Source organism: Syntrophales bacterium (assembly GCA_030655775.1).
GTDB lineage: Bacteria > Desulfobacterota > Syntrophia > Syntrophales > JADFWA01 > JAUSPI01.
In genome coordinates this window covers 1-5,528 of the sequence record JAUSPI010000155.1, presented here as the reverse complement: position 1 = coordinate 5,528, position 5,528 = coordinate 1, and the positions used below count along the sequence as shown (strand labels likewise).

The following is a 5,528-nucleotide window of genomic DNA, read 5'->3' as shown; positions in this document are numbered from 1 at the left end:
CCAGTGATAAAATGATTTCCCAGAAATATGTTAAAACCCATCTGGATATAGGTATCGATGCTCTGCTGGAACTGGCTAATCTTGGAGAATCGGTCAAGCATATGCGATTTTGAGTAAAGCCAATTGGGTGGGGAATTTTATGCAAAGCCGCGCAAAATACGCCTTTTATCGGGCGGGAGTTGACCGGACGAGTCAAATCCGTTTTTGCAAAATCCAGTTATATACGTTTACAGGATTAAGCTTTCCATCGGAAAAGCATGTCAAATAGTATGGCAAAAAGACGGATCACTTTTAGATGGTTTTTTATAACAAGGGAAAGGTGAGTCGCACACTATTTGCCATGCTTCCTCCGGGAAATTTTCTCTTGACTTCAGATAATTTCTATCGTAAAATAATTTCAAATGAAGACAAAAGTCTAAATAGTGAGAATACGGTTCGGGGACGAGAGCAGAAAATTTATGAAGCGCCTGTATCCAGAAAGGATTAATTCGGCGTGAGTGAGGCCGTCAAATCATATCAGGAAATGCTGACTCTAAAGCGTTATAGTCAATCTACTGTTAAATCCTATCTAAACGCTTTTAACCGGTTCGCGTTGCACTTTGGAGAAGATCGCATCGCTAATTTGGACAAGTCGGACATCCAAATGTATCTTTCAGATAAAATAGTTAAGCAGAACTTATCTCCTTCGCTTCAAAATCTTCAGATCAATGCAATTAAATTCTACTATGAAAAAGTTCTCGGCCGCCCCTCTGAAATCTATAACCTGCCCCGCCCCAAAAAAGCTTCTTCTTTACCAACCGTACTTAGCGAAGAAGAAGTAGTTTCAATCTTGAAAACAGTGGATAATCTCAAGCATAGATGTCTGTTATACCTTCTTTACTCGGCCGGATTACGACTCGGCGAGGTCGTCAACCTCTCGGTTACCGATATTGATTCAAAACGAAACCTGATTTTTATTCGGGCAGGGAAAGGTCAGAAGGATCGAACGTCACTTCTCTCACAGACGACTCTTAATCTTCTACGCACTTATTACAAAGAATTTCATCCGACTAAATATCTGTTCGAAGGGCAGGACGGCGGGAAATATTCCCCGCGTAGCGTGCAGGCAATCTTCAAACGGACATTAGCAAAATCGGGCGTCCGAAAACAGGCAACGGTTCATACCCTGCGGCATAGTTTCGCCACGCATTTGCTTGAAAGAGGAACCGATTTGCGATATATCCAGGAACTTCTCGGCCATACCAGCTCAAAAACGACGGAGATATATACCCATGTCAGTCAAAAATCACTTGGGAGGATTCGCAGTCCGCTGGATCAGATCAAACATTCGACTCCGCAAGGAGCGCTTCAGACAGGAACGAAATAAACGACATATGTCGTATAACAACCCAAATAGGATGGCTAAACGAAATTCGTTAAACCAATAGTTATGCGGCATGCTAGATAAGGAGAATCTATGAAGAAGGTATTTTATGTCATCCTTGTTCTTTCGCTGAGCTATGCAAAACTAATTTCACAAATCGAGGGTAAGATGGAAGACTACTCACCAACCGCAACCCAATGGTTACTTAACGCAGTGGGTGATTCCGGGAAAACTGCAATCAAGTCAGTCTACATGATCTACTGTAAGAAAACTGCCTCGAAAGGAAGCGGCTTCCTTTTGAAGGATGGTCCCATTATCACCAATGAACATGTAATTCGTGACTGCCAAGCAAACGACATCATTGCTATTTCACCAACAGGTGTAAAGTTTGCTATAAAGGACGTCAAGATTGACACTGCAAGAGACCTTGCCGCTCTTATTCCGCAACAAAAGCTCTCCGATGGAGTCCTTTTGGGAGATGACGCTGACATATCGGCGGGCGAGATTGTTTGGACCTGGGGATACCCGTTAGGGTATAATGGTCCAGCTCCTTTGCTCTCTGTCGGCTACTTGTCAGGGTTCAAAGCTTACAAAAATAACCAGACGTCAAGTAACCTCGTCAAGCATCTTGTAGTGAACGCTGCGTTTAATTCCGGCAACTCCGGCGGGCCGTTGTTTCGAGCTAACAGCGACAAAGTTATTGGCGTTGTCGTGAACAAGGCGCTTCCGCTTTTCACGCCATTCGTGAAATCAGCAGTCGAGGCTTTTTCTAAACAGAGCTCAGGATTCCAGTTTTCTGGGACAGATGCGAGCGGAAAGCCGATAGAAATGTCAGAAGCTCAGATTGTTGCTGAAATTGTGAAATCACTTCGTGATATGTCACAGGTAATGATTGGGGAAGCGATATCAGTCTCGGAGTTAGAGGCATTCCTGAATGGGAACGGAATTACCTTCTCAAAATGAACGTCAGATGCTCGCATGCCGTATAACAGCACAAACCACGACACTCGCTTTGTCGAAAAGGAGTATTGTGGTCGTTCCATCCCGCCCCGGGGCAAGTATTGAATGTGTTATTTGCAAATTACCGGGGCGGTACGGCGTGGTTTGTGTGAACGTTATGCGAAACCGCAATCCATAAATAACTGAGGACAACCCAAATGAAAGAGATATTTCAGGCAGTTCACTCATCGGAACTTGAATCTTTCCTCACACGGCTAGGACTGTTCGACAGATTCAAGGCTGGCGACATAAAATGTCATTCCTGCGGTGATGTAATCGCAGCAGACAACTTCAAGGCTCTGACTCGAAAGGGGAACCAACTCCTTTTCTCCTGTAACAAGGAGAATTGCCTTCTTTTACTTGCATCAGGAGAGGAGGCAAAACAATGATCGACTTTTTGATTGAACTTGTTAAACAGTACGGATTATGGGTTCTCGCTGTTGCTTTCATCGTTTTCCTACTTCGAATCCTCTTGGATGAGGACAAGTCATCTGTTTGGCGTGCAAAGTTCTATAAAGCGGCATTTAGTCTTACTGGACAACGAGACAAAGAGAAGAAGTTTATCTCCAACGATGCAAAAGGAAAACTGAATCTTGCAAGACGGGCTATGCACTTCGGTCAATCAATTCTCCCCAAAGCAGTCGAAGTGGTGTGGGTTCATAATGATTCTCCGGGTGCATACGATCTAAAGGATGGTGAGTTTGTCGTCAAGCTTGACCCTTCTGAGCGGCAAGAGAAGAACATAGCAACCCTCGCAACGATTCTTGTCCAAAAGACTACACTCCAAGGTATTCGTCACTCAGTAGACAAACCCATTCAAGTCGCCATAGATATGAATCTAGTCAAGAACCTTTTGAAGGAACTTGGACAGAGAAGTGTATTTGATTGGTTCGTCACGAATGAATATCAGCTTACCGTCAACGCTGATGCTGACTGCAAACGACGTAATGAACAGCTCCTCGCAATCGACGAGAGAGGACTATTTACACGCATGTTGCTGGTCGAACTGGATGAATTCAGCAAGAAAGTCTACGGAATGGCTCCGAAGCCAACAATGGCACAGGAAGTTGCTGGTCTTATTGACTTCCTATTTGTTTTGGTGACGAAACAACCGAAGCAGCTTGTTCCCCTCGATTACGTAAAGACCTACTTTAGAATTTATTTTATCCTTGTGGCTAAAACTAACAAAATTCTTACTGGTGGTATAGGTCCATATGTGTTTGCCATGAACAACGCTCTGAAGAAGAACTTGGGAACTGTCTACGTTCTGTCATACGACAAGGACTGGCTTGGAGAAGCCGATTCGACTGCCCTGGAAGAATTCAATCGCAAGGTCAAGGAACTGGAAAAAGAATTATCTATTAGGACTATTGCTATTCAAGATTTCAAACTGGATTATTCCTTTATTGACCAAGAAGGAAAAAGACGACATGCTACTTGCATTAGGTACAAAGCTCCATCTAAACACTGAGAAAGGCGGCCTCTCAAAACATGCCCAACATAGACGATCCATTTTAAAATGGAGTATTGGTGTCGATCTATTGCTTTTACCACATTGTGTAAAACCAGTCAAATGAAAAATCAAAAGAGCCAGGTTTTAATCCGCTATTTTGATTAAATTGAAAACAGATGATTAGACCGCTGAAATAACAGACAAAGAAACCGCCTACCAGAAAATCACCGAATTGGGTGATTGGCGAAGTTATAGGGTTTGATGAAGGAAGAACTGAAAGATATCAAAGAAAGTCTGGCGGAGATGCGATGAAGGTGTCCTTGGAAATACTGCTCCAGTCTGGGGAAGGTCAATATGTCGAATACAAGAGCTGCCTCGACCGCACGAAGAACAAAATCACCAAATTGCGATCATTGAAGTCGGTTGCAAAAGACCTTGCTGTTTGCCTGGCAGAGTTCGCTAATGCGGACGGCGGAACACTGCTTCTCGGGGTGGAGAATGACGGTTCCGTTTCAGGATGTCCATACACTCCGGAACAAGTTGAAACGATCCGGCAGATGGCTGCCGATTCTTGGAAGAAGGCTGTCCCGTGTCAACTGGAAAATCTTGCGCATCCAAATGGAGCAATCATAGGGTTTGAAATTGAGGCACAAGCCGACGTGTACACCCTAACCGACGGGCGCACGCCCTATCGTAACAACGACCAAACGGTTTGGTTTTCCGCCGAGATGGTCAAAGAACTCAAACGATCCAAAGCAAGCACACTTGTCGAGCGGATGATTACAACCCATGGAATCTCTGAACTCGACACATCTTTATTGCAGCGCTTCCGCTCGAAGGTCGGCGCTTCTATCTCGCTGAGTGATGACGAAATTTTAATTCAGCACGATCTTGCCGTTCGGAATGGAACCGGAGTGAAACTCACGCTTGCGGCGTGCCTGCTCTTTGGCAAAACCCCGATGACGCGCTTTCACGAGCGGTGTGGCATCAACTTTCGCCAGTTCGATGGAATCGTTGCCCTAACTGGTGCAAAGAACAATGAGCGCATAGATGTTACCAAAGAGCTTCCATTGCCGCTACTCATCGAGCAGATGTTTCAGCTTATCCACGAAAAGATTAGAGTTTCCCGGAAATTACGTGATTTATTCTTTGAGGAGCGTCCTGAGTATCCCACCTTTGCCTGGCAGGAAGCCCTCGTGAACGCGGTTGCCCATCGCGATTACTCGTTGCGGGGTAGTGAAATTGAAGTGAGAATGTTTGATGATCGGCTCGAAGTGAAGAATCCAGGGTTGCCACCAGAGCCTGTGACAATTGAAGATCTGCAACAGCGCAAGCCGGTTCATGCGTCAAGAAATCCAAGAATCATGCGGGCGCTAAAGGTGTTCGGTTTCGTTCGCGAACGAGGTGAGGGTTTACCGAGAATATTTGAAGAAACGGAAGAATCATACTTACCAGATCCGGAATTGACGGCGGAGGGAAGCTTCTTTAAACTTGTTCTAAAGAACACACCGATCTATGATGAAGAAACGATGAAATGGTTGCAGAACTTTCCACTGGATAGAATGACAGCACGGCAGAGGCGCATCCTAGCTGAAATCTACCAAAGCGGTAAAGGATATTTTGTGCTCAGTGATTATGCGCGAATTAATCATGTCGATAAGGAAACGGCAAAAAGAGATATCCGCAGTTTAATTGAAAATCATAGTATTGAGG

At 44.7% G+C, this 5,528-nt stretch carries 5 protein-coding genes; all 5 read left to right on the top strand.

Translation table 11 applies throughout. The features are described 5' to 3' along the window. Positions 1-493 precede the first annotated feature (493 nt). Positions 494-1,366 (top strand): site-specific integrase, encoded by an 873-nt coding sequence (locus Q7J27_08555; protein ID MDO9529197.1) that lies wholly within the window; start codon positions 494-496, stop codon positions 1,364-1,366. Positions 1,367-1,456: 90 nt separating this feature from the next. Next, the gene (locus Q7J27_08550) at positions 1,457-2,326 is read left to right on the top strand and encodes a serine protease (protein MDO9529196.1); all 870 of its coding nucleotides are present in this window, start codon (positions 1,457-1,459) and stop codon (positions 2,324-2,326) included. Positions 2,327-2,520: 194 nt separating this feature from the next. Next, a complete protein-coding gene (locus Q7J27_08545; GenBank protein MDO9529195.1) occupies positions 2,521-2,751 on the top strand; it encodes a hypothetical protein in 231 nt (76 codons plus the stop codon). After that, positions 2,748-3,833: a hypothetical protein gene (locus Q7J27_08540; protein ID MDO9529194.1), complete on the top strand. Its 1,086-nt coding sequence runs from the start codon at positions 2,748-2,750 to the stop codon at positions 3,831-3,833. Before Q7J27_08545 ends, Q7J27_08540 begins: the two co-directional genes overlap by 4 nt. A 218-nt stretch (positions 3,834-4,051) precedes the next feature. Then, a partial coding sequence (locus Q7J27_08535) for an ATP-binding protein (protein MDO9529193.1) occupies positions 4,052-5,528 on the top strand: 1,477 nt, incomplete at its 3' end.

What these genes read in the sequence shown, in the direction of transcription:
- Q7J27_08550 (MDO9529196.1), top strand. Translation starts at nt 1,457, where the DNA reads ATGAAGAAGGTATTTTATGTCATCCTTGTTCTTTCGCTGAGCTATGCA.
- Q7J27_08545 (MDO9529195.1), top strand. Translation starts at nt 2,521, where the DNA reads ATGAAAGAGATATTTCAGGCAGTTCACTCATCGGAACTTGAATCTTTC.
- Q7J27_08540 (MDO9529194.1), top strand. Translation starts at nt 2,748, where the DNA reads ATGATCGACTTTTTGATTGAACTTGTTAAACAGTACGGATTATGGGTT.